The organism is Ohtaekwangia koreensis (assembly GCF_900167975.1).
GTDB classification, from domain to species: Bacteria; Bacteroidota; Bacteroidia; order Cytophagales; family Cyclobacteriaceae; genus Ohtaekwangia; species Ohtaekwangia koreensis.
This window is the reverse complement of record NZ_FUZU01000001.1, coordinates 34,476-60,335: the sequence shown is the minus strand read 5'-3', so window position 1 is coordinate 60,335 and position 25,860 is coordinate 34,476. Positions and strand designations below refer to the sequence as shown.

Below are 25,860 nucleotides of genomic sequence, written 5' to 3'. Positions count from 1 at the left end.
TCCCGATTATTTTTGGCGCATGCTTCAGCTCCAGACTTTTGTTTTTAATCCCCTACAGGAAAATACGTATGTGTTATTTGATGAAACCAAAGAATGCGTTGTGATCGATCCGGGATGTTATGAAGCATCGGAACAATATGATCTTGCGGATTTCATTGAAACCAATCAACTGAAGGTGGTGAAGTTGCTCAACACACATTGCCACGTAGATCACGTGTTGGGAAATGCTTTCATAAAAGAAAAATATAAAACCAAACTATACATTCACCCTATAGACGAGGCTACACTTAGGGCCGTGAAAGTATATGCGTCTCACTATGGTTTCTTTAACTATCAGGATACGGAACCGGATGCGTTTCTGAAGGAAGGTGAAGCTGTCACGTTCGGGAACCAGTCGCTGGATGTGTTGTTCGTTCCAGGTCACGCTCCAGGACATGTAGCGTTCTATAGTGCGCAGGAAAAAATAGTGATCGGTGGAGATGTACTTTTTTATAACAGCATAGGCCGCACCGATTTACCGGGTGGTAATTTTGACACCTTGATCAACAGCATCCATCAAAAACTTTTCACATTACCCGATGATGTTACAGTATATCCCGGTCACGGCCCGGAGACAACCATCGGTTATGAAAAAAGAACAAATCCGTTTTGCGCATTAACCTGAAGCTTAAACGCTGGTAACAATTACCAAACAACAAATTGCTACATTTGAAATTGCCTTCTCTCGATTTTTGTATTTTGAAATCTGTGTTTGAATTATGATCCGTCATCTTCCCAACTTTCTTACATGTTGCAACCTTATCTGCGGATGTTTAGGCATTGTATTCTTATTGGAAAATCGTGGAGTGCCTGCTGCATATTTTGTATGGGCTGCAGGCTTGTTCGATTATTTTGATGGCTTTGTTGCACGACTATTAAAAGTAACATCCCCGATTGGCAAAGAGCTTGACTCCCTGGCGGACGTTGTAAGTTTCGGAGTTCTGCCTGCACTGGTGATGTATAAATTAATTGGGGAACATAGCAGCAGCGAAGCATTACCCTATATAGGATTTTCAATTGCAGCGTTTTCTGCACTGCGTCTTGCTATTTTTAATATTGATGAAACACAAACAGATTCTTTTAAAGGATTGAATACACCTGCCAATACGCTCTTTATCACATCGCTGCCGTTGCTCCCCGCAAGTATGGGAGCCTGGCTTTATCAGGACTGGGTGCTGGTAGCGATCACGTTGATATTTTCATTGCTGCTCGTTTCGCGCATTGAGATCTTCGCACTGAAATTCAAAAATTTCACATGGGCTGATAACAAAATCAGGTTTACCTTCCTTTTACTGGCGGTATTACTATTGGCTTTATTCCAGATCACGGCAATACCATTTATTATACTTTTATACATTGGCCTTTCGTTAGGGGTCAAAGCATTTTCGAAATAATTTTTTCTTCGTTTGCAATACCGTATTACCATCCGGAACCTGTTCACCCTTTTACTTTTTGTATTTGTAACAGAAGCAAAAAGTCAATCGGCTGTATTGAGCACGGGGAAGTGGTACAAAGTGGCGATCGAAAAAAATGGTGTCTACAAAATATCCTTCAACGATTTTAAAAAAATGGGATTCGATGCGGCCGCGATCGATCCCCGAAAAATAAAAATCTTTGGCAATGAAGGAGGCATGCTACCACAGGCTAACAGCACAGCCCGTCCTGCTGACTTAACCGAAAACGCAATCTTTGTACAAGGCGAAGACGATGGCGTGTTTAATTCTGGCGACTACATTATCTGGTATGCTGAAGGACCCGATCTTGTTCAATATGACGTACAGCGAAGTGTCTTTAAATACGAAAGCAACTTATATAGCACTCAGAACTTTTACTTCATCACGGTAGGCTCAGAGAATGGTAAACGGGTAACGGCCGTTCCTTCCATACCGGGTACATTCCCGGCTATACAATCATTCAATGACTATATATACCATGAAGTAGATACGTATAACGAGCTTGAGTCAGGGAGAGAATGGTTTGAAAGAATTAACCTTGATCAGCAAGCCTATACTACATCTATAGCAGGCATTGTTGATAATTCCGCAATCACTGTCGTCTCAGACGTTATGGGACAATCTACCGCCAGTTCATCTTTCCAACTTTCGTGGAACAACGTTACTATAGCGCAACAATCCATCTCTTCTATCACGGACTCGCAATATGGTATAAAGGGCGTTCACAAGCGTGACACTATTTCCACAAACGCCTCCACGATTGGAGCTTCATCGACAACAAACCAGGAAATCAAATACATCTATACCAAAACCGGAAGCGGCTCCGGGTACCTTGATTTTTTCTTATTGAATGTTGAGCGGAAACTGGCGCTTTACGGTGACCAGACCATCTTCCGTTCGCGGGCGAGTCTTAACAATGCGACCTCCTCCTTTGAAATCGAAAATGCGAACAGCAACACTCTCATTTGGGACATTACGAATCCATACGAGCCAAGCATACAACAATATACTCTTCAAGGAAATAAAGCCTCATTCTCTACGACAACGGAATCGTTGAAAGAATTTGTTGTTTTCACCACGAATATACCGGCACCGGTCTTGATCGGAAGTATAGCGAATCAAAATCTACATGGTCTGTCAACATCTAACCTGGTAATTATAGCGCATCCTGATTTTAAACAGGAAGCATTGCGCTTGGCGTCACATCGCGAAGCGCACAGCGGATGGACCACAGCAGTGGTTACTCCCGAAGAAGTATATAATGAATTTTCATCGGGCAAACAGGATATCTCTGCGATCCGCGATTTCATGAAACATCTTTACGACAAAGGTCCATCTATACTTAAGGCGTTGTTACTCGTTGGAAAATCATCATACGACTATAAAGATCGCGTACCGAACAACACCAATTATGTAGCAACCTACGAATCGAGAAACTCACTTACGCCACTCGAAACCTATTCATCCGATGATTACTTTGGTTTTCTTGAAAACAATGAAGGTAGTTGGAGTGAAGGTATATCCCCTGAAAACCATAGCCTTGAAATTGGCGTGGGGCGCCTTCCTGTTAAAACTGTAGATGAAGCTAAAAATGTTATCGACAAGATCATCAACTACGACACCAATAAAAAAACGTTTGGTTCATGGCGAAAGAACATTGTATTTGTTGCCGATGATGGCAGTAACTCTGACTTCTATACCAGCACGCATCAATCGCAGGCAAACACATTAGCCAACACGATTGAATCTGCGCAAGCAGGTCTAAATGCGAAGAAAATTTTTCTGGGCACCTATACCAAAATCGTTAAGCCGAATGGTGAATCTATACCGGAGGCAACCGAAGATATCATTGACAACTTCGATCGCGGTGCATTAATCATTAATTATACCGGGCATGGCAATGAACGCGTATGGACTGACGAGCAGGTATTCACCAACTTTAACATTGACGAACTCGAAAATACCCGGTATCCATTTTTAGTAACAGCGACCTGTGAGTTTGGAAGACAAGATGATCCTGCACAGATCTCCAGCGCAGAGCTAAGTGTACTTCATCCCAACGGTGGTGCTATAGGATTGGTAACTACCGCAAGACCGGTATATTCATTTACGAACTTCGAATTGAACAAAGCGTTTTATGAGGCGCTCTTTGAAAAAGAATCGGGTCGGTATATTCCCATGGGAGAAGTTTTCCGAAGAACAAAAAACAATAGTATAAGTGGTGTAGGTAATCGTAATTTTTCATTGCTGGGAGATCCATCGATGACACTTGCCATGCCTCCACTGTCTGTAAGTATAACTGATATAAAAACAGCCACCGGCTCTGATACTTTGAAAGCATTGTCAACGGCTGTTGTTAAAGGAGAGATTGTTCATGGTGATGGCAGCCTATATGAAGATTTCAATGGTACACTTGAGGCTACGTTGTTTGACAAGCAAACCGACTTTGTAACCATCGGAAAAAACATTCCGGCATTTTCCTATAAGGAATGGTATAACATTTTGTTTCGTGGAAAAGCTTCCGTAAAAAATGGAACATTCGAATTCAAATTCATCGTACCGAAAAATATGGCGTACGAAATTGCTCCCGGAAAATTAAGTCTATATGCAGCAGATTCATCTCAGTCGCTTGAAGCTGCCGGAGCAACGTCAGATTTTAAAATTGGAAGTAGCGAAAAAAATCCTGCGGCAGACAACACTCCTCCTGCTATACACCTGTATATGGGGGATACGACTTTCACCAATGGAGGTATTGTTAGTCCGGATGTAACCTTACTTGCAAGACTACAAGATGCCAGCGGGATTAATGTATCGGCATATGGAATCGGCAACAACCTCGTGGCTGTACTCGACAATGATGAAATATACCCTGTGAGCGATTATTATATAGCCGATCAAGATGATTTTACAAAAGGATGGATTAACTTTCCGATGAAGGACTTGACGCCTGGTAAGCATTCCATTACTTTAAAAGCATGGGACACTTATAATAATCCGGCTGAAGCCCGTATTGATTTCAGGGTTACGGATGGTGAAGACCTTAAAATTGAAACGTTTGCTAATTATCCAAATCCATTTGAAACTGAAACCACTTTATACTTTACGCATAATCGTTCAGGTGATGATCTCGAAGCACAATTATCCATATATTCGATGACGGGGCAGCAGTTGCTGGCATACTCCTTTAGTATCACAGAAAGCCCCTATAAAGTTGAACTGATGAAATTTGATGGATTAACAGACCTCGGCAAAAAACTTCAACCCGGATTATACTTGGCACGTGTTGCGGTTCGTTCCATAACGAACGGCTCCAAAAATGAGCGGCTTACAAAGCTTATTGTTGTTAATTAATTATCTTTACAACGCTTGAAAAATACGTTAATGAATTTTAGAGTAACACTCGCCATCACTTTTGTGGCCTCTTCGTTTCAATTTGGATTCTCACAAGTTACTAATCCCGGTAACTTAATAGGACAGGATAATGCGATTACAACCGCAGTGCCTTTCTTAGCCATATCTCCTGATGCACGTCATGCTGCGCTCGGTGATGCCGGTGTTGCAACGTCTCCTGACGCCAACTCAGCATACTGGAACGCAGGGAAACTTGCTTTCATCGACAAAAAATATGGAGGAACTCTCTCCTATACTCCATGGCTCGGCAAGATCGTAAACGATATGTGGGTAGGATATTTTTCCGGCTACTACAAGATTAACCGCGAACAAGCTGTTGCTGCATCTATCAAATATTTTGACCTGGGCGATATCACTTTCAATACCGGTCCGGATCCAAGCCAGATCATCGGTGTATTTAACCCACGCGAATTTGCTTTCGATATAACCTATTCCCGTATGCTGACAGAGAACTTCAGTATCGGTGGGTCACTGCGATATATACATTCAAATCTTACAGGAGCTTTTATTCAGGACGCAAAATCTGCTAACGGTGCTGCTGTAGATATAGGCGTTTATTATACCAAGCCTATGCAAGGCGCTAAAAACTCCACGCTTTCAATCGGTGCTGCCATCAGTAACATTGGTACAAAGGTTTCTTATACCGATGCAGACAATAAAGATTTTATACCAACGAATCTAAGATTGGGAACAGCGTATACAACTGAACTCGATCCATTCAACAAAATAACATTCACCGTAGACTTCAACAAACTATTGGTGCCTACTCCAGATCCAAATGATCCTGATGCAAACAAAGATAAATCTATACTCAGCGGTATGTTTGGTTCCTTCTCTGATGCTCCAGGAGGTTTCAAAGAAGAGATAAAAGAAATCATGACTTCGGTAGGTGTTGAGTACTGGTATAATGATCTTTTCGCAGCACGCCTCGGTTATTTTAACGAAGCCAAAACAAAAGGAAATCGTAAGTATATGACTGTAGGTGTAGGCTTCCGTAAAAACCGTTTTGGTTTTGATGTGGCTTATCTGGTGCCTACCAATAAACGCGAACATCCTCTTGCTGAAACTATACGCTTTACCTTGCTTCTGAACATTGATGGAACGCAGGCAGAGAAAACTGAATCTGTTACTGATTAATCCTACATGATTGACCGTAGTATAGCCCCTGCCTTTACAAGGAGTATAGATTTTCAATTAATCCAGCCCGAAGAATTAGTATTACCCAATGGAGCAAAAGCGTTTTTTGTTTCCGGAGGAACACAATCTGTTATTCGGGTTGAGCTGATTCTGAAAGCAGGACGCTGGTTTGAGAGTACGTGGGGAGCGTCTTATTTTTCTTCACAACTTTTATCAAAAGGAACCTCAAAAAAAAGCAGCTTTGAGATCGCACAGCTATTCGATCAATACGGTGCTCATTTTGAAATCAGCCCAGGACTTGATGTAGTTTCGATTTCATTATATACTCTTGCTAAAAACCTGAGTCCAACTCTTTCGCTCGTACGTGAGTTGCTCGAAGATTCTGTTTTTTCCGAAAAGGAAATTGCACAGCTCAAAACGATCTATCTTCAAAACCTGAAGGTAAATAACGAAAAGACGAGCTTTCAAGCATCGAAGCTGTTCCGTAAAAAGTTGTTTGGAGAAAATCATCCGTACGGTAAAGAACTGGAGGCAGAAGAGGTACAGGCATTGACACGTGATCAATTAGCGGAACATTATACCACGTTTGGTAAAGACTTCACAATTCTTGTTTCCGGTAAAATTGATACTATCAGCAGGCAAAATATTATAGATGAACTCTCTGCTCTTCCTTTTGTAGCTGTCGCTGACAAGGAGATTAAAACTGGAACTCCAGATACCTTGCACGAGCGAATTGGTAAGAAGGGCAGTGTTCAATCATCCATCCGTATGGGTACAAAAGCTATAGCACGGGCTCATGCTGATTATGCTTCAGTTTTATTCCTGAATCATATACTGGGTGGATACTTTGGCTCACGATTGATGAAAAACATCCGTGAAGAGAAAGGTCTTTCGTATGGTATATATTCATCGTTGCATACTTTACAACAAGACAACTATACGGTTATTGGTGCGGATGTGAATAACGAAAACCTTGACTTAACTTTCGAGGAAATCCGGAAAGAGCTGAAGCGTCTTCGCACCGAGTTGATCGATGAAGAGGAACTGGAGATTGCCCGGAATCATTTTATCGGAAGCCTTCAGGCAGAGATCACCACGCCATTCGCACATGCGGACAAGATCAAGAATATATACTTATTCGGTGTTCAGAAAGATTACTATCAGAACCTCATCAACAGCATCGACAGTATTCAACGTGAAGAATTGATCGCTATAGCCGCTCAATATTTTTCGGAAGACAAGTTTATTGAAGTCGCTGTCGGCTGATTCTAGAACCTTCTTTATCTATACTATCCATTCTGGACAGAAAGATTTCAATTGATCTCGGGTATCTCCAACTGAACGGTTGTCCCCTTCCCTATTTCAGATTCTATATTGATGTGACCATTCAATTTATCGATGGCCTCTTTTACTATGTATAGTCCCAGGCCCGAACCGGCACCGTCATCGGTAGCGCGATAGAACATTTTATAGATATTGGGCATGTGCTCTTTCTCAATTCCCTTGCCATTATCTTCTATAGCCAGTTTAGCCAACCGCCCATTGATAGCAACGTTTACTTTGATGACCGGATCTTTACCGTTTCGGTAGCGGATAGCATTGGATATAATATTATTCAAAATAACTTTCAACCTCCAACGATCCGAGAAGAAGGGGCCGTCTTGCTCAATATTAATAACGCGCTCCACAGATTTGCCAGTGCTGGTAGCAAACTTCAATTGATTAAAAGTCTCTTCGATCAACGGCTCGAATAAAATCTCTTCGCGTTTCACTTCCAATCGTGAGTTCCGCGACTGGTCCAGGATTTCCTTAATAAAATGATCTTGTTGCAAGGCACTCTTGTTGATCATCTCAAGGTACATATCCTTCATGGCAACATCTTTGTCTACACGTGCCAGGTTAATCAAGCCAAGAACCGATGCTATAGGAGCTCGCAGATCATGTGAAACACTATATACAAAATTATCGAGCTCAGTGTTACGCTTGCTCAACTCCTGATTTGTGCGCTGTAGTTTTTCCTCGGCAATTTTACGCGTTCCAATCTCATCATTCAGTGCCTTTGTTCTATCGAGCACCATGCCTTCCAGGTTCTCGTTAAATTCCTGCAACTGATGCTGTACATCCAGACGCTCCTTCACCGTTGCTGAAAGTATAATGGTGGATATACTGATAACCCCTATAAAGATCTGCAGCAGCAATATAGAATTTGCGGCACCTGCCAATACGAACGGCCCCGAGCCCTGCACAGTAAAGTATATAGAGATCAGTGATACGATCAACACACCGCCAATGGCAACGATCAGTTCGAACCGGAATGCCAGCCACAACAAAAAGGGAAGAGCCAGCAGTGGCAACGCGCGTTGCATCGTTAGCGTCAGGTAATCCACCTGTAACAAGAGATATATAGCAAGCGTACTCAGAAAGTATATACTTACTTCGATCATCCGCGCGGTAGATAATGTTACTCTTACCGGCCTGGCAATCGATAGTATAAAGGGAGTGAATAATAAAATCCCTACAACATTACCAATCCACCATGAGAACAATGTTTCAGATATAGCATCGAGGGATATAACCGCGTTCAAGTATAAACTTGCTGTACCTATAGATGCACCCGCAAGACACATGAACATGGTAACGAACAAAAACCGAAATGCATTCTTCGCATGCTTGAATGGATAAGGATCTCTAATCCACGATTTCACAAGGTAATTCCCTATGACAGCTTCAATCGTATTGCCGATGGCTATAACGCTGCTGATTGTAATAATCGTTTGAGGACCGAGCGCAGGATTATTCCAGTACGCCATGATGTTGGCCACCAGTGCTCCGATGGTTATACCAGGCCATACTGATCGCCCGAGTATAATGAGAAGCGCAAAGGCAATTCCTGAAGGAGGCCATGCCGGCAAAGCCGTAGAATTTTCAAAAGCAAGTAGGTATCCGAGTCGTGCAAAGAGGTAATACAGTAACGCCACACCTATGATTTTCAGGTCAAGGCTGTATTTAAGCGGGAGTTTAAGGGTAGGCATTAATTCTCTCACAATCAAACAAATATATATTCTTAAAATCCATTCCAAGCAATGTAAACAGAAGGAACACACGTTCTGAAAGGCAGACGAACGCTTTTAGGGGTTGAAGCGCCAACGGAAGCATCAACCTAACCTGCCATTGCGTCTGTTTATTGATAAAATGGCTCATTACAGTCATCTACAATTAAAATACAGGTGAGGCAATGATCTTGTGATGAATCGCTATACACTATATTTCTGAATATTTATCTTCACGAAGTTTTTCAAACGCACTATGGATCTTACTATCTTTTTCTCGCCAGTCGATGAATCGCTCTATACTGACATTTCTTCCCCATCCAGCTTTTTAAAAAACATTTCGATATACGGTGATAAGATGCCGGACTATAAGGATTCGCACATCGCTATATTTGGTGTGGAGGAAGAGCGTGGATCTATGCGCAACACCGGCACTGCCTCCGCGCCAGACGAGATCCGTAAAAAATTATATACTCTTAAGAAGGGAGCAGGTGCTTATCGTATCGTAGACCTCGGCAATCTAAAGCCGGGACTTGACCTGGAGGAAACGTACACACGCATCAGCGAAGTCTGCCGAATGTTACTCGAAAGCAACGTATTGCCGGTCATCATCGGAGGTTCGCATGATCTTGACTACGGGCAATATTGTGGTTATGAAACTATGGATAAGCTCGTCAGTTTACTCAACGTTGATGCTTATCTGGATTTAGAAGACAAAGAACAAGGTGCGAGCAATCAACACATCCATCGCATTTTACTTCACGAACCTAATTTTCTTTTCAGCTATACACACCTCGCATACCAAAGCTATCTGATCGACCCACTGTCGGTTTCTATTCTTGAAAAATTATATTTCGAAGCATTCCGTATTGGCCAGATGCGTACGAACATGCAGGAGATGGAGCCTACTATACGTAATGCCGACATGTTATCATTCGATGTTACAGCGATCCGATCTGCTGATGCTCCGGGTAATGCAAACGCTCAACCTTTCGGACTCACGGGTGAGGAAGCTTGCCAGATCTGCTGGTATGCAGGGCTCAATGAAAAGCTGAGCTCACTTGGTTTCTACGAATACAATCCGGAGTTGGATGACGTTCATAAAAAAACTGCTTCAGTGGTAGCAACGATGATCTGGTATTTTATTGATGGATACTATCATCGTAAGAATGAACAGAATTTCCGCAGCAACGATTTTCTAAAATATTCAGTGTCTATGCCTGTAGACCCCGAGGTTATCACATTTTACAAAAGTAAGCTCAGCGAAAAATGGTGGATGGAAGTACCCTATCAAAACGGACGTGAGCGTTATTCACGTAACCGAATTGTGCCTTGCAGCTATAATGATTACCAGGTTGCTATCCGGGGAGAAGTACCTGAGCGCTATATCAGCGCGCTTGCCAAGCTGATATAATTTTTTTCTTCATTCATTTTTCTGAGCACGCTATACATCATGAAACTTCTAGACATCATTATACTTTCTCTGGCCGTAGGATTTTTAATTATTGGCATTCACCAGGTCATGGTACTGGGTATCGGGCAGGCGTATTGGGCGCTGATGATCACGCTCATCCTATTCTTCATCCTCACCCTAAGAAAGCGAACAAAGCGCTGATTTTTTTATTCCAAAACGTCCGAGGAAGAAACGTTTGCATAATTCCTTCGATGGCAGCAAAATTTGCCTTATCTCAGGCGCTTAAAATTCTGCTTTTCAGTACTATTAATAGGATTTTTCTGTTTTTTAAGAACGATGTTTTTCTAATACACAGAACGGGTTAAATTTGCGACTCTTTAAAAATTACTTATGGCATTTATTGGAACATTGCGCAGCAAGATGGGCACCTGGGTGGTGGTCTTCGTATTTGTTGCGATCACAGCATTTATTCTGGGCGACATCTTCAGCGGGAAATCAAATATCCTGAACTGGGGTCGTAATTCGGTTGGTGAAATCGGAGGAAAAGAAGTTTCATACGAAGAATATCAGGCCGTGATTCGCGAACGCGAAGCAAACTGGTTTCTGAACACAGGCCGCGAGCCAGGTGAACGCGATATGCCTTCAATCCGTCAACAGGCATGGGATCTTCTCATCGCCCGTCACGCGATCCAACCTCAAATTGAAAACACCGGAGTTAAGGTTACAGAGGATGAAGTATGGGATATGATCCAGGGAAAAAATGTTGATCAAGGTGTAAAGCAAGCTTTTACCAATCAGCAGACCGGACAATTCGAAGCCGATAAGGTTGTATCATATCTGAATCAGATTAAGACAATGCCTGAGACTTCTGAGCCTCGTATTCGCTGGGAGTTGTTCCAACGCGATCTGAAGCCGGGTCGTGAGCGTATCAAATATGAAAACCTGCTGATCAAATCAACATATGTTACAAAGGCAGAAGCGGAACGCGAGTATCACCTGGCTACAGATGTAGCTGAAGTGAAATATTTATATGTTCCTTACTATGCTATCAGTGATTCAACTGCAAAAGTTACAGATGCTGATTACGAAGCATACTATAACAAGAACAAAGAAAAATTCAAGACAGACGCAACACGCGATATCAAGTATGTAAGTATACCTGTAATTGCCTCTGCGGATGACTCTGCTGCTGTAAACGAAGATCTGAAAAGAGCAGTTGATGAATTCAAGAATTCAACTGAAGATTCAGTATATGCGAGTGCAAACTCGGATGGACAGAATGCTTACGCTAAATATACTCCTGCAACGTTACCTGCATTCCTTTCTGAAGGTGACCTCGTAGAAGGAAATGTAATCGGACCTGTATTGGATGGCGATACTTACAAAGTAGTGAAGGTATCTAAAATCTTTAACGACACTACTCATAGCGCTCGTGCTAAACATATCCTGATCAAGTGGGCTGACGATAGTGAAGCTTCTAAAAAAGAAGCTAAAGAGAAAGCCCGTAACATTCTGAAAGATATCAAAGGTGGTGCTTCATTTGAAGCAAAGGCTCGTGAGTTTGGTACAGATGGTACTGCTTCACGTGGTGGTGATCTTGGCTGGTTCAGCAGCGGACAAATGGTGAAGCCTTTTCAGGATGCCGTATTCAATGCTTCAAAAGCTGGTGTGTTAAATGATGTGGTTGAAACTGATTTCGGTTATCATATCATCGAAGTAACAAATCCTAAAACAAACAAAGCCTATAACCTGGCCATCGTAGAACATCAGATCGTTCCAAGTGATGTTACAACGAACGAAGCTTTCCGTAAAGCAGAAACTTTTGCGGCTGATATATCTGACGTAAAAGAATTCGAAGCGAAGGCACAGAAATCCGGTTTGACTGTACAGGAAGCCAAAAATGTAAGCGCTGGTGACAGACGCATTGGTACATTAGGTGAAGCTCGCCAGATAGTAATGTGGTTATTCCGCGATGCATCGGTTGGTAAACTTTCACAAGTATATGATTTGCAAGATCAAAATGTAGTAGCCATCATGACCGGCGAAGTAAAGAAGGGTTACAAACCTCTTGAGCAAGTGAAAGAAGAAATCACACCTGCTGTGCGCAATGAAGTAAAGAGCAAGTTGATCACTGAAAAATTGAACACGTTAAAAGGTACATTGGAAGAAATTGCTGCCGGATTCGGTAACGATGCGAATGTATATACCAGCAGCGACCTGAAACTTAACAGCAACTCATTACCAACGGTGGGATTCGATCCTCAGGCTGTTGGTGTAGGTTTCTCTTTAGAGAATGGTAAACGCTCTAAACCTGTATCGGGTGACAACGGTGTTGTGATTGTTGAATTGCAAAACAAAACGATCGCTCCTGCACTTACCGATTACAGCCAGTATAAAACTCAACTGGAACAAAACAATCAAAACAGAAGCAGCTTTAGCATTGCAGAAGCAATCAAAGACAAATCTGATATTGAAGACAAACGCTATAAGTTCTTTTAAGACTTCGTATAAAATTTAATGGCTGCGCCTTGACCTTATGGTCAGGGCGTTGCTTTTTGAGTATGGACCAACAATGGCTTGATAACTTCCGCGAAAAACTTGACCAGCATCACAGCTGGCCATCGCTCTACATTTTTAAATTTATAGTACCCACTGGTAAAGAAGGTGAAGTAAAATTACTCTTCCCTAGAAACACCGTGACTGAAAAATTATCAGAGCATGGAAAGTATACCAGTGTCACCGCACAAGTAATGATGCAGTCGAGCGAAGCAGTCATCAACATCTATATACAAGCATCCAAGATTGAAGGGATTGTTGCCGCACTATAGGTCGGCTCTTTACAGTGCCGTTTCATGGAGGATATACTATAGCTCCACTCGTATCAATTAATCCCGCGCTGATAAGATATAGCCTCTCGAATCCATTAAAAATTTGTAAAATAGGATTCGAATCAAAAAGCTATGAAACAAGTCCTACTCTCTGCCTGTCTTCTTTGCATTGCCTTTTCAGCATTCTCACAAAGAGCACTAAATCCATCCGATGTTTACAAGTTGAAATCTGTGTCCGATCCACAGCTTGCTCCGGATGGAAACTGGATTGCATATGTACTTTCAACGCCAGACTCTGCGAAAGATAAATATGACAGTGACATCTGGATGATCAACTGGGATGGGTCAGAGTCCATTCGACTAACAACAAGTGCCGAAAGTGAAAACAGACCACGTTGGTCACCTGATGGCAAATACCTCACCTTCCTTTCATCTCGATACGAAACCAAGTCACCTCAGATCTGGAAACTTGACCGTAGGGGTGGCGAAGCAGTGAAACTTACCGAATTAAAATATGGCATCAGTGATTATGCGTGGAGTCCGGATTCTAAAAAGATAGTACTGATTATTAAAGATCAGGAATCGATCGATGATAAAGACAAAAAGAAAACGACTCCTCCTATTGTGATGGATCGCTATCATTTTAAAAATGATGGTGATGGATACCTTGAACACAAGCGCGACCATCTATACCTATATGATATAGAGACAAAAAAGTTAGATACACTTACACGAGGAGATTTTGATGAGAGTAGTCCAGTATGGTCGCCTGACAGTAAGCGACTCGCGTTTGTAAGTAATCGCACAAGTGATGCCGATCGCAATGTGAATGCTGACATCTGGATAATCGAAGCAAAGAAAGGGTCTACGCCACGTCCGCTAACAACATGGAAAGGTGCCGACACCAGTCCTGCCTGGAGCCCGGACGGCAAGTATATAGCGTATCTGAAATCACGTTCCGAAGAATTCAGTATTTACGATCAACCTCATTTGGCAATGATTCCGGCAGAAGGAGGACAACCCGTTCTGCTCTCGCAAAAAATGGATCGTGATGTTTCGGCTCCGCGGTGGACAGCCGATAGCAAGTCGATCTATACTGTTGTCGATGACGACCGCACGAGCCATATAGTATCATTTGATCTTTCCGGAAACAGTAAAGCTATTACTTCAGGGGAACAAGTATTTTATACACCTCAGGGAGGAATCAACAATCGCTGGGTAGCGGTTTCAAGTGATGCTAAAACTCCGAATGAAATCTATTGTATAGAGAACGGCAAATCAAAAAGACTCACGCATGTGCATGACGATTTCCTGAAGCAGGTAAATTTAGCATCCGTAAAAGGATTTAACTCAACGAGCAAAGACGGAACGATCGTAGGTGGTATACTATATTGGCCATCAGGCAAACCTACGAACGAAAAGTTACCACTTATTTTATGGATTCATGGCGGACCAACATCTCAGGATGATTATGCTTTTGATCTCACATCACAAATGCTGGCTGCAAAAGGATACGCTGTAGCGAATGTTAACTATCGCGGCAGCAATGGCAAGGGCATGGCTTTCAGCAAAGCGATCTATGCAGATTGGGGAAATAAAGAAGTGATGGACTTGTTGGGTGCAGTTGATCATCTTGTAAAAATTGGCGTTGCCGATCCTAACCGGTTAGGTATAGGAGGTTGGAGCTATGGTGGTATATTAACAGACTATACTACTGCCAGTGACTCGCGTTTTAAAGCCGCGGCCAGTGGTGCCGGAAGTGCGCTTCAGTTATCCATGTATGGATCTGATCAGTATACATTACAATATGAGACAGAGTTAGGCGTGCCTTGGAAGAATGCTGATAAGTGGATGAAAGTGTCGTATCCATTTTTTAAGGCAGATAAGATCAAGACTCCAACAATCTATATGGTGGGTGAAAAAGATTTTAACGTGCCGGCTGCTGGTAGCGAACAAATGTACCAGGCATTAAAAACACTGGGTGTACCAACGCAGTTTGTGGTATATCCGGGACAGTTCCATGGCATCTCCGTACCCAGCTATCAGAAAGACCGGCTCATCCGCTGGACAGAATGGTACGACAAGTATATAGGCAATCCATTGAATCAAACCTTGCCGCCAAAAAAATAATGCTTACCTTTTGCCTGTCTGGAAATTCTAAATTGGAAATATTATGGAATGGAAAACAGAAAATAATAAACTAAAGAAGACTTTTAAGTTTAATGATTTCACAGAGGCATTTGGGTTTATGACCCGTGTGGCGTTGATTGCTGAGAAGATGGATCATCATCCTACCTGGACCAACACCTGGAATACCGTAAGCTTCGAGCTTTCAACGCATGATGCCGGCAATATTGTAACGGACCGTGATCGTAAACTCGCAGATGCGATTGATAAGATTGTGTCCTGAGCTATAGCAACACGTTCTTTATCCTGATTCAATTTCGCAATTAATCTATACCAGCTCATTGCGGTATATATATTTATCATGTCTGCACCATCGCTATACATTGTACCCACACCCATCGGCAACCTGGCCGACATCACACTTCGGGCACTTGAAGTTTTGAAATCGGTAGATTTAATATTAGCGGAAGATACCCGTACATCAGGATTCTTGCTGAAGCACTATGCTATAGCGCGTCCGTTGCAAAGCTTTCATAATTTCAATGAACATAAAATCCTCACGAGCCTGATTCAACGTCTGGAGAAAGGTGAAGTGATGGCATTGGTATCCGATGCGGGAACGCCTGGTATATCAGATCCGGGATTTCTTATTATCCGTGCAGCGCTACAGGCAGGTTTGAAAGTAGAATGTTTGCCTGGGCCAACTGCGTTTGTTCCGGCCTTGGTAAAATCAGGATTACCTTCCGACAGATTTGTATTCGAAGGGTTTCTTCCTCAGAAAAAAGGACGTCAGACTTTATTAAAAAAGCTTGCAGAAGAAGAGCGCACCATGATCTTTTATGAATCACCGTATCGACTTGTAAAAACATTGGAGCATTTCAAAGAATACTTTGGCGCAGAACGTAAAGCATCTGTATCGCGTGAGCTGACCAAGATGTTTGAAGAAACTGTGAACGGAACAATTGAAGAAATACTTACTCACTTTCAAGCGAAAGAAGTGAAGGGAGAAATTGTAATGGTTGTAAGTGGTAAAGATGATTGATTACTTCATAAAAGGTATAGATAAAAACATGTGCCACTCTTGTTCATCGACCTTGTCTTGATAGGAAATTAATATACTCAACCGAAAGCATCTTTCCTGAACCATCCTTATATTCACCATCTTAAAGTCAAACGACCATGCATGTTATGAACCTTGAAAGTATTCAGCAAGATGTTATGTCTATCTGTGAAGAAGTAGGAGAATTCATTGAGAAGGAAGGCGCTAATTTCGATCTCTCGCGAGTTGAACAAAAAACCAGTTTTAATAATCTTGTTTCCTATGTTGATAAAGAAGCCGAACGAAAACTCGTTACAGCGCTTCATAAAATTTTTCCGCAGGCAGGCTTTATAACTGAAGAAGGAACGGTAGAGCAATCTAAACAACATGAGTATAACTGGATCATTGATCCATTGGATGGCACTACTAATTTTTTGCATGGCTTACCGATCTTTTCTATCAGTATAGGATTAACGCGAGGTAATGACACAATTCTCGGAGATGTATATCACATCATCCGTAAAGAATGCTTTCATGCTGTTGAAGGGGGCCCTGCCTACTGCAACGACAAAATCATTCGTGTCTCCGCAGTTCCTTCTCTCGGAGAAAGTTTATTGGCAACCGGTTTTCCGTATCATCATTCTACGAAGAAAGATGTATACCTTGATATCATTAAAGAGTTTTTAGAAAAATCGCATGGTATACGAAGACTGGGTAGCGCGGCGATAGACCTGGCTTACGTTGCATGCGGTAGACTGGAAGGATTTTTCGAATATAACCTCAACCCGTGGGATGTCGCGGCCGGTACTTTTATAGTACAACAGGCTGGCGGAAAAGTTACAGATTTTCGTGGGGGGAATAATTTTGTATTTGGAGGCGAACTCTGCGCTGGCAACAACTTCGTTCATTCCGAAATGCTGGAGCTCATCCAAACAAAATGGCATTGATCTGCCAGCACCAAGCTATATATACTATACATTAGAATCACAACTTGCAGCACGGCAAACTGCATGATTTGTACTTTAATACCAGTTCATAATTCAAACCTATAAATCAATTTAAATTTCGTTGCATGACGTACTTGAAACCAAAACTATTCTTAAAACCCTTCGCGCTCCTGACATTGCTGCTTATCATGAGCAATCTGCTCTTGGCACAGGATAAATTAAGCCAGAAAATACCCGTTGACTCAAATGTAAAAATCGGCAAGCTTACCAACGGCCTTACCTACTACATTCGAAAAAACATGAAGCCGGAGAAAAAGGTTGAGCTTCGTCTTGTAATAAATGCAGGTTCTATATTGGAAGACGATGACCAGCAAGGGCTCGCTCACTTTACAGAGCACATGGCATTTAACGGATCGAAAAATTTTAAGAAGAATGACCTGGTATCTTTTCTTCAATCAATCGGTGTAGAGTTTGGTGCAGACCTTAACGCCTATACCAGCTTTGATGAAACGGTATATATACTTCCGATTCCTACCGATAAAAAAGAGAATATAGATAAGGGTTTCCAAATTTTAGAAGACTGGGGAAGCACTATTGCTTTTGAAGGCGGAGAGATTGATAAAGAACGCGGTGTAGTATTGGAGGAGTCGCGCCTTGGTAAAGGTGCACAAGAGCGCATGCAAAAAGTATATTTTCCAAAACTTCTCGAAGGCTCTAAATATTCAGATCGTTTGCCAATCGGCAAAGATGATATCCTCAAGAACTTCAAGTACGATGTCATTAAACGTTTCTATAAAGACTGGTATCGTCCGGATTTGATGGCCGTTGTTGTGGTTGGTGATATTGAAGTGGCCGAAGCAGAGAAGTATATTAAAACGCATTTCGAAAAGCTAAAGAACCCTACCAAGCCACGCCCTCGCATTGAACCTGTTGTACCAGGACGCCAGAAATCAGAAGCTGTTATAGCAACAGACAAAGAAGCTACGAATCATTTTGTCCAGATATACTACTCGACACAAAAGGCTTCACCTGAAAATACAATTGGAGATTACCGAGCCTATATGGTGAGAAATCTTTTTACTAGTATGCTAAGCCAACGCTTACAGGAATTAACGCAGTCTGCTAATCCTCCATTTATTTTTGGAGGAAGTAGTCTAAGCGGGTTTGTCCGTGGCCATGAAGCGTATGCCTCTTATGCTGTGCTCGGCAAAGGTGGTGTTGAGCCGGCCTTAAATGCTATCGTACAGGAAAATGAGCGTGCACGAAAATTTGGTTTTACACCTGCAGAATTAGAGCGCACGAAGAAAACGATGATGAAGGGCATGGATCGTGCCTATAACGAACGTGATAAAACGGAGTCAGAAAATTTTGTCCAGGAATATGTTAATAACTTCCTCGAAAAAGAACCTATACCAGGAATTGAAAATGAATATATATACTACCAGGATTACCTGAACAACATTTCATTGGAAGAGGTGAATCAGTATGCAGCTAAAGTTATACCGGCCACCAATGCTAATAAATTAATAGTATTGACCGGACCTGAAAAAGCTGACTTTAAAATTCCAACGAGCACTGAGTTACTGACTTTAGCAGAAAATGCATCGAAAGTAGAAGTAAAAGCATACGAGGAAAAAGCCGTAGCCGCATCGTTAATGGAAAAAGCTCCTGCTCCCGGTAAAATAACAGCTGAAAAAGAAAATAAAGAACTTAGACTGACAGAACTAACACTTAGTAATCATGTAAAAGTTATTCTTAAACCTACTGATTTTAAAAACGACCAGGTTGTATTTACCGGTTCGCGTTTCGGTGGACAGTATTTATATAGTGCTGCTGATCGCAACAATGCAGAGTTTGCCTCCACGATCGTATCACAGATGGGTATTGATCAATTCTCTCCTGTTGACTTACGCAAAGTTTTGGCAGGCAAAAACGCAAGCATTACACCACGTATTGGTGCTATATCTGAAACTGTGAATGGCCAATCAAGTGCTACCGATGTTGAGACACTGCTTCAGTTAGTACACCTATATTTCACGAGGCCCAGAAAAGATGACGAACTTTTTCAGTCGTTTATTTCCAAGCAGCAAGCTATGTATCAGAATATGGCTGCTGATCCTCAGTTTACATTTCAGGATTCTGTATTTCGTACGCTCTACAAAAATCATCCCTGGGCGCCACGTGTTCCCAAAGCAGAAATATTTGGCCAGATAAACGAACAACGAGCACTGGATATATACAGAGAGCGTTTCGGTGATGCCTCAGGCTTTACCTTTGTTTTGGTTGGAGCCTTTGATATAGCGAAGATCAAACCACTGATAGCAACCTACCTTGGAAGCCTGCCCGCAACAGGAAAGTCGTCTACATTTAAAGATATAGGGCTTCGTCCTGTAAAAGGTTCATTGAAAAAAGAAGTACGAAAAGGCACAGAGCAAAAAAGCTTTATCCGCATGTTCTGGAATGGCGAAGCTCCTTACTCCGACAGCGAACAACTTAAAGTGCAAGCTTTAATAGAGGTATTAAATATTAAACTCATTGAATCACTCCGCGAAGAGATGAGCGGTGTATATGGTGGAGGTATGTTTGGAAACCTGAACAAGTTCCCGTATAACAATTTTTCTATTGGAGCGAGTTTCCCTTGTGGACCAGAGAATGTTGATAAACTGATTGCGGCTGCTCTTTCAGAGATTGAGAAAATAAAAACCACCGGACCTTCAGAAGCTGATCTCAACAAAGTAAAAGAGACCTGGAAGCAACAGTATGAAGTAAATATTAAAGACAACAACTTCTGGGCGCGTCAGCTTATCCAAAGTATTGAGTACGGAAGCGATGCATCGAACGTATTAAGTTATGAAAAGCGAATCGCGGCACTTACGCCGAAAGATGTAAAAGAGACAGCTGCTAAATATCTCGATGCCAAGAATTATATACAGGTTGTACTATATCCCGAGAAATAATTGGATGACTGTATAATTAAGGCTATATATAAAGAAGGCGGCAGATATACTGCCGCCTTCTATTTTAAATACTTAGTAGTTGGTCTTAGAAATAGAACAACAGGTTGATTGAACCACTCAGGTTATCGAGACCGATACCCAATGAAGTTACACCACCATTTCTGAATTCATCAACTTTAACTTCACGTGTTCCTACGCTTGATGCATCCCATGTTTCGGCAGTGATCGTAGCTTTACGTTGTGTTTGGAAGCCCAACATATAGCCGAATTCGCCACCGATAGAAATCTTTGGAGCAAAGAAATATTCAACACCTATAAAACCGCGTGCACCAACCAAAAAGTTAGAGCCTGATTTATCTTCAACAACACGCACTGCTGCTGCAGCTTCGTTTCCGGTCAAGATGTTCTCACCATAACCATAGTTATCAAAGTCATTCGTGATAGGCGCATTAAAATCAGCTGACATTGCATTGCCATAGTCGTAGCTAACTTTTGTATTGTTAAACCCTAATACAAGTTCAGCACCATATACACCTTGAAGACGAGTGCTTCCACGTCTCTTTTCAATACCAGGAGCAATTACGATTGCAGTAGTATTTACTTTCTGCCAGTCTTCTGTAAAAGCAGGGAATGCAGGATCAGGATTCAATTCATTTTGAGATATAACTGCTTTGTTCGTGGCACTACGAATGCCTACGTTAAAGCGGATGCGATACGCAGTATTGGCGTCTTTCATAAGCTTACCGAAAACAGCTATATTATTTGCTGGATTTGAAGCAAACTCAAAATTCGGGCCGTCATTAAAATTATCGTAACCATTAACAAAGTTGCCGAGGTAATCCAGAAACGGATTTGCAGAAACACCGAGTCCCCACTCACCAGCTATTGGCAGATACGCTTCACCTTTCTTTGATCTTAGTACAGGAGCTTCAGACGTACTTGTAGTAGTCGTTACTTCCTGTGCAATTGCTGCTATTGTAAGAACACTAGCGAGCATTGACAAAAATATTTTTCTCATGATTTATTTTTCAGATTTATATATAGCAGATTAATCGTTGTAGTATATATCGCGGATATACTCGCCACCTTTTTCAAGGTCGGCTCCTGTACTGAAATATTCACCTGTAAAAGTCCGGTTTTCTATACCATCATCATAACGAACATCAGCTTTGAAATCAACAAGATGAATGTAAATTTCAAGCTCGCGATTACCGATCTCCACTTCGATAGTATAATTACCATTCGCATCGGTTGTTGTTTCTATGTAACGAACTGATTCGTTGTAATCATCATAGATAGCAGCAATAACTTTCTTGTTTGCTACTTTGTCCCAAGTCTTGTCAGACGTGTTGTTTGTGTAATCGAAATCTGCAAAGACAGTTCCTGTTACAACAGCTTTACCGAGCGGCTGTGGATTAACAGAGTTATCATTGTCACAACTTGTGATTGCAAAAGCAGCCACTACCGAGAGGGTGAGGAAAAGTTTTTTCATAATTTTTATTTTGTTAAAAAAATTTAGTGCGCGAATAAAAAGTATTTCGGCAATATGAAAGCGGCATAAAATGCGCCTTTAACAGAATTTAATTTCAGAAAAAATCAGAAGTATGAAATTTTAACAAGAAGAGCTATGCTTTTCAAAAACAATCAAATACAACGGTGGCCTACACGCAGAATTAAAGTAACGTTAATAAAAATTTAACATATTTTACTGTATATATACTCCCTACAGATAACGCAAAACGAGTTACCAACGAACAAAACTAAAAGAGGTTACAAACAATAATCAGGTTTCGATACTTTATAAAATAACGATATAAAAATGAAGATTCGATAATTACAAACTCGTAGCATTAAATGTATCACCCTGTTTTACATCGCCTGTCTCAAAGCCTTTTCTAAACCAGCGAGCTCGCTGTTCAGATGTACCATGCGTGAAAGAATCTGGAACAACATAGCCTTGTGATTGTTGCTGAAGCCTGTCATCACCTATAGCAGTTGCTGCCTGTAGTGCTTCATCAAGATCGCCAGGCTCTAGAATATTTTGCATTTTATTAGCATGATGCGCCCATACTCCCGCAAAGAAATCAGCTTGTAGTTCGAGGCGCACAGAAAGTTTATTATACTCCTCTTCACTTATCTGGCCTTGCATAGCATGTATCTTATCAGTAATGCCCATCAGATGTTGCACGTGATGTCCTACTTCGTGCGCAATAACATACGCTTGAGCAAAATCTCCAGGAGCCTGAAAACGGCTTTGCAACTCGTCGTAGAAACTCAAGTCTATATATACCTTCTCATCCGGTGGACAATAAAAAGGACCCGATGCTGAACTTGCCATACCACATGCCGACTCCACCTGGTTGCTGAATAATACTAATGTAGGCTCAGCATAATTTGGCAGAAGTTTATTCCACACATCTTCTGTATCTGCGAGTACAGTGGCGACAAATTGTTTTTGTTCTTCCTGCTGCGGAGTCAACTGCACTTGTTGCTCCGTTGTATTGTCACCGGTTGTCACTCCGGTTTGTTCTAATAATGTTAAAGGATTCTTACCCAAAATCAGACTGATCACCACCACGATCACAATTCCCCCAATTCCCAGTCCGCCTTTCGTTAACATACCACCGCCGCCAAATCCGCGGCCGCGTTGATCATCAACATTTGAACTTTGTCTTCTTCCAGTCCAGCGCATACAAATAAATTATAGGTTTAATTCCAGTAGATCGTTCCTGGAGCAACATAAACAATTATGCCATCCTATATCAGAACTTATATGAAGTTAACAATCCTACGGTTAAAAATTACAGACTGGAGCCTAATTAATATAACTATAAAGAGGTATGTTCTTCAAGGGTAACCGGAAGCGTTTTAATCCAGGCATTGATTAATGAACGATCTTCTGCCGTAATTTTTGCTTCATGATGGATCCACAAATAAGAATCAAGCGGCATCCAGCCTTCATTTACAGCATCGGAGATCTCTTCAATTTTATGATTAGCACGTTTTTGAGAATACGTCTTGAACTCAGAGAAATTCAATTCATCCTTTCCTTCATTTACATGATGCGCCATCCACCATGCTATAGGTTGAATGTTGTTATACCAGGGATATGCTGTGTTGTTACTATGACAATCGTAACATTTCTTAATCAGGATCTGATGTACATCATCATTGAGAGCATACACCTTTGAGATGTCGTTTTCTGTAATGAATGGTTCTGAAATATTTTTTTCAGGGCGTATGAACTGGATAATTACCAGCAATACAAGTATACCCAATGCGACTTTCTTTGACTTGCTCATGAGGAACATTTAGTATACTAAAATAATAATTTAGAAGTATAGCCGCCAGGATTTACTTAAAATGCAGAGTATACATCATTAATAACTTCCCCAGTATCTGCGTGAAAACCACTCAATACTTATCAACACGACCAGCACCAGGAATACCCACTTCAGGTTTATCAGGGCTTTATAAGACTCCTCTGTGTGAATAACACTTTTCGCTTGCGCAGAACCAAGGTCACGCTGAAGCACACCAATCTGTGATGCATGATAAAATTTACCGCCTGTATTAGATGCAAGCTTTCGCAGTAAATCAAAATCCGCTGTAAGATTTTGGAGTTCTATTTCACGCTTAACAACAGCAAACTCACCGCGTACCTCTTCATTCTTTTGATTCACAGTGGTGCGTGATTTATACCTGTACACACCCTCACTTAGTCCACCAATCTGGTAGCGGATGTTACCCGGGCTTGTCACATAAGTATAGCTTGTCTTTTTTCCACTTTCATCTGTAAGGTCTATATCTATAGTATTGCCATATACTGGCTCATAAATATCATTATACACCTGGCTCTCAAAGATTACCGGCTCAGTATCCGAGAACTCTTGTTGTACAGGATAGCTTCTGAATTTACGTTTATCTTCCGTTGTTGAAAGGAATTGAATAAGCTTCCCGAACAGCTCATCAAAGGCAGCTGTCTTTTCAGTGCGATCGAATTCATTTAGTCTCCAACGCCAGAGTCCTTCACCTAATAAAACACCAATCTTACGATCATCCTTTACATCCACTGCCAGCAGAGGTTTTTGTGTGGCCAGATTACCAATCCGCTGAAATAATAATGGTGTTGCACTCAGTGCTACATTTATTTTCCCGAAGTGAACGGATAAAGGAGGATAGTCACCGAGTATTGTATTTACCTCGGGTGATAAACTAAAATTTGAAAAAGCAGGATTGACTACAGGGGTAACTTCATCGAACTCACGTGGTATACCTTCGAACTTTACAGGTATACTTTGCTGTGCCAGAAAGCGCAAATCAGTTTGTTGACCAATGACCAACAGCAATGAAGTTTTACTTTTTAAAAATTGCTGAAATAAATTTCTGGTTAAGCCCCGTATGTCAGGAGACTGATGAAACACAACAAGATCAATTTTCTCCGGCTGCAGCATTGAAGCCGGTTGCTCCATGAGCTGTGGAATGTGCAGCAGGAATTCATAATTCGAATTGTTGACCACCTCGCGCAGTGCTTTTATATCAGGATGTGGTGATGCTGAAACGATCAATATTTTTTTCTTACCCTCAACAACTTCAACAAAAACAGAAGCCGCATTATTCCTTGTATTAAATTCTCCTGGCTTTACTTCAACCTGTACATCAAGTTTCTGAATACCTTGATCATTTGCCACCGGCTGAAAATCAAATACCAAGAGCTGATCACCGCTGGATGTTTTACTCTGTTGCTCTACTTGTTTTCCCCGTTGAAGCAATGTAACGCGTATAGGTTGATTGCCTGTATTATGTGTCGCTACCTCTACACGCACCGGAAATTTATTACCTTGATAAGCGATCTTGTTATAGGAGATATTTTTGATCGCTATATCTGTTCGCTGCAGGGAGTCGCCTACACCTATCGTATATACCGGAAAGTTATAGGAAGCATATAAAGGCGTAACGCCTGCGTTGTAAATACCATCGGACACAAGTGTTACACCTGCAATCTTTCGTCCTTCATAACGATTCACAATTTTACGAAGTGCACCATTAAGATCTGTAACTGTTGCATTATAGGAAACATCTATAATTTCCTCACCCGCTAAATTGCTTACTTCAACTTCATATCCTTTTTCTTCCAACTGTTGTCGTGTGGTGTTGATCTGATCCTCCACCTTACGCAATGTTATAGAATCAACTGCCTCCTTTACCGATGCAGAGTTATCATATAGTACTACGAAGAGGGGCTTCTCAAATATATTATTGATCTGTCGAACGATCGGTCCGAGTAACAAGAAGAATAAAGCAAACAGCAACACGGCACGAATGGCCAATAAAGCTCTGTTCCAGGTTTTACTCCAGGGATGACTTGTCCTATATAGAAAAAATGCAAGTCCTATTGCCAGCGCGAGGCAAAGCAGCAAGTAAGCAGGAGACGTCTCAAATATTATCTGTTGCATG

The 25,860-nt window shown here is 41.6% G+C and carries 20 protein-coding genes; 14 read left to right on the top strand and 6 right to left on the bottom strand.

The features are described 5' to 3' along the window. Nucleotides 1-19: 19 nt before the first annotated feature. The 5 genes from B5Y40_RS00260 (at nt 20) to B5Y40_RS00240 (ending at nt 7,307) form a co-directional block, all read left to right on the top strand. Nucleotides 20-664 (top strand): MBL fold metallo-hydrolase, encoded by a 645-nt coding sequence (locus tag B5Y40_RS00260; protein ID WP_079684709.1) that lies wholly within the window; start codon nt 20-22, stop codon nt 662-664. 94 nt (nt 665-758) lie between these two features. After that, nucleotides 759-1,433: a CDP-diacylglycerol--serine O-phosphatidyltransferase gene (pssA, locus tag B5Y40_RS00255; protein ID WP_079684708.1), complete on the top strand. Its 675-nt coding sequence runs from the start codon at nt 759-761 to the stop codon at nt 1,431-1,433. Between the two features lie 12 nt (nt 1,434-1,445). Beyond that, entirely contained in the window at nt 1,446-4,844 is a 3,399-nt protein-coding gene (gene porU / locus B5Y40_RS00250; protein ID WP_079684707.1) for a type IX secretion system sortase PorU, read from the top strand. A 30-nt stretch (nt 4,845-4,874) separates the two neighbouring features. Beyond that, nucleotides 4,875-6,041 carry a type IX secretion system outer membrane channel protein PorV gene (gene porV / locus B5Y40_RS00245; RefSeq protein WP_079684706.1) on the top strand — a complete coding sequence of 389 codons (1,167 nt, stop codon included), beginning with the start codon at nt 4,875-4,877 and terminating at the stop codon, nt 6,039-6,041. Nucleotides 6,042-6,047: 6 nt separating this feature from the next. Next, nucleotides 6,048-7,307, top strand: coding sequence for a M16 family metallopeptidase (locus B5Y40_RS00240; RefSeq protein ID WP_079684705.1), 1,260 nt, complete (start codon nt 6,048-6,050; stop codon nt 7,305-7,307). A 47-nt stretch (nt 7,308-7,354) separates the two neighbouring features. Here B5Y40_RS00240 and B5Y40_RS00235 read toward each other — a convergent pair whose 3' ends face one another. Beyond that, nucleotides 7,355-9,085: an MASE1 domain-containing protein gene (locus B5Y40_RS00235; protein ID WP_143785551.1), complete on the bottom strand. Its 1,731-nt coding sequence runs from the start codon at nt 9,083-9,085 to the stop codon at nt 7,355-7,357. A gap of 262 nt (nt 9,086-9,347) precedes the next feature. Here B5Y40_RS00235 and B5Y40_RS00225 point away from each other — a divergent pair, with 262 nt between their 5' ends. The 9 genes from B5Y40_RS00225 to B5Y40_RS00190 all read left to right on the top strand — a co-directional run bounded on the left by B5Y40_RS00225 (nt 9,348) and on the right by B5Y40_RS00190 (nt 20,403). Beyond that, the gene (locus B5Y40_RS00225) at nt 9,348-10,505 is read left to right on the top strand and encodes a formimidoylglutamase (RefSeq protein ID WP_079684702.1); all 1,158 of its coding nucleotides are present in this window, start codon (nt 9,348-9,350) and stop codon (nt 10,503-10,505) included. A 39-nt stretch (nt 10,506-10,544) separates the two neighbouring features. Beyond that, nucleotides 10,545-10,706, top strand: coding sequence for a hypothetical protein (locus tag B5Y40_RS29505; RefSeq protein WP_159453570.1), 162 nt, complete (start codon nt 10,545-10,547; stop codon nt 10,704-10,706). Nucleotides 10,707-10,895: 189 nt separating this feature from the next. Then, a complete protein-coding gene (locus B5Y40_RS00220) occupies nt 10,896-13,004 on the top strand; it encodes a peptidylprolyl isomerase (protein WP_079684701.1) in 2,109 nt (702 codons plus the stop codon). Between the two features lie 62 nt (nt 13,005-13,066). Further along, a complete protein-coding gene (locus B5Y40_RS00215) occupies nt 13,067-13,333 on the top strand; it encodes a DUF493 family protein (protein ID WP_079684700.1) in 267 nt (88 codons plus the stop codon). A gap of 132 nt (nt 13,334-13,465) precedes the next feature. Further along, nucleotides 13,466-15,463, top strand: coding sequence for a S9 family peptidase (locus B5Y40_RS00210; protein WP_079684699.1), 1,998 nt, complete (start codon nt 13,466-13,468; stop codon nt 15,461-15,463). A 43-nt stretch (nt 15,464-15,506) separates the two neighbouring features. Next, nucleotides 15,507-15,743 (top strand): 4a-hydroxytetrahydrobiopterin dehydratase, encoded by a 237-nt coding sequence (locus B5Y40_RS00205; RefSeq protein ID WP_079684698.1) that lies wholly within the window; start codon nt 15,507-15,509, stop codon nt 15,741-15,743. A gap of 78 nt (nt 15,744-15,821) precedes the next feature. Next, a complete protein-coding gene (rsmI, locus tag B5Y40_RS00200; RefSeq protein ID WP_079684697.1) occupies nt 15,822-16,502 on the top strand; it encodes a 16S rRNA (cytidine(1402)-2'-O)-methyltransferase in 681 nt (226 codons plus the stop codon). Between the two features lie 146 nt (nt 16,503-16,648). Next, a complete protein-coding gene (locus tag B5Y40_RS00195; RefSeq protein WP_079687031.1) occupies nt 16,649-17,446 on the top strand; it encodes an inositol monophosphatase family protein in 798 nt (265 codons plus the stop codon). A gap of 125 nt (nt 17,447-17,571) precedes the next feature. Continuing rightward, nucleotides 17,572-20,403 carry a M16 family metallopeptidase gene (locus B5Y40_RS00190; RefSeq protein WP_079684696.1) on the top strand — a complete coding sequence of 944 codons (2,832 nt, stop codon included), beginning with the start codon at nt 17,572-17,574 and terminating at the stop codon, nt 20,401-20,403. 85 nt (nt 20,404-20,488) lie between these two features. Here the strand turns inward: B5Y40_RS00190 and B5Y40_RS00185 are convergent, their stop codons facing one another. The 5 genes from B5Y40_RS00185 to B5Y40_RS00165 all read right to left on the bottom strand — a co-directional run bounded on the left by B5Y40_RS00185 (nt 20,489) and on the right by B5Y40_RS00165 (nt 25,859). Continuing rightward, complete coding sequence (locus B5Y40_RS00185; protein ID WP_143785550.1) at nt 20,489-21,421, bottom strand: hypothetical protein; 933 nt, start codon at nt 21,419-21,421, stop codon at nt 20,489-20,491. Between the two features lie 30 nt (nt 21,422-21,451). Further along, nucleotides 21,452-21,895 carry a hypothetical protein gene (locus B5Y40_RS00180; protein WP_079684694.1) on the bottom strand — a complete coding sequence of 148 codons (444 nt, stop codon included), beginning with the start codon at nt 21,893-21,895 and terminating at the stop codon, nt 21,452-21,454. A gap of 342 nt (nt 21,896-22,237) precedes the next feature. Continuing rightward, on the bottom strand, nt 22,238-23,095 hold the full coding sequence (gene ypfJ, locus B5Y40_RS00175) for a KPN_02809 family neutral zinc metallopeptidase (RefSeq protein ID WP_079684693.1): 858 nt from the start codon (nt 23,093-23,095) through the stop codon (nt 22,238-22,240). Nucleotides 23,096-23,231: 136 nt separating this feature from the next. Continuing rightward, nucleotides 23,232-23,705 carry a heme-binding domain-containing protein gene (locus B5Y40_RS00170; RefSeq protein ID WP_079684692.1) on the bottom strand — a complete coding sequence of 158 codons (474 nt, stop codon included), beginning with the start codon at nt 23,703-23,705 and terminating at the stop codon, nt 23,232-23,234. Between the two features lie 78 nt (nt 23,706-23,783). Then, on the bottom strand, nt 23,784-25,859 hold the full coding sequence (locus tag B5Y40_RS00165; protein WP_079684691.1) for a hypothetical protein: 2,076 nt from the start codon (nt 25,857-25,859) through the stop codon (nt 23,784-23,786). Nucleotide 25,860: the final 1 nt, after the last annotated feature.